The sequence below is a fragment of the Vibrio sp. YT-19(2023) genome, assembly GCF_033337395.1.
Window position 1 is genome coordinate 1 of the sequence record NZ_JAWOQN010001206.1, and the last position, 509, is coordinate 509.

The 509-nt window shown below is 48.9% G+C and carries 2 pseudogenes; both read right to left on the reverse strand.

Annotated elements, in window-relative coordinates:
• Positions 1-288 (reverse strand): annotated as a pseudogene (locus R7E78_RS30860) (cysteine/glutathione ABC transporter ATP-binding protein/permease CydC); the annotation flags it as partial.
• Positions 281-509 (reverse strand): annotated as a pseudogene (locus tag R7E78_RS30865) (cysteine/glutathione ABC transporter permease/ATP-binding protein CydD); the annotation flags it as partial. The pseudogenes R7E78_RS30860 and R7E78_RS30865, both read right to left, overlap by 8 nt.

Here is a 509-nt window from a genome sequence, read left to right on the forward strand (position 1 = left end):
CAGGTCTGTCAGCAACTTAAATGTCGCATTGTGGCTTACAACGCGCTCACCCCAACGGCCAGCTGTTCGTGCCATTGCGGCACCGCGCACGCCAGCACCTGGCAGCATGTAGTTGAAGGTTTCACGCGCAACGGTTAAACCAGCCACTGCTGCTGCGGAGATAAACCAACCAGACAGAGTGAGCAAGCCGATAGATGCAGCAAGTGTTAGGAACGCCAATAGCATACCCAGCGACAAACCGAACCAATGTTTTTTATACAGTTTTAGATAAGGGAGTAAATCACGCATCTAGGTTCCCCTTGTCTGATTCACGCTGCGCTAGGTTGGCAGCTAACATGTCTTTAAACAAACCTTCTTGTGAGGCTAGGGTAGCGTAGTCGCCACGTTGTACGATTTGACCATCTTGCATCACGAGAATTTGTGAAACGTTTTGCAAAGGCGCAAGTTGGTGAGTGATCATCAAGTTAGTGGTGGATTGGGTATACTTATTAATTCCCTCCATCACCAGT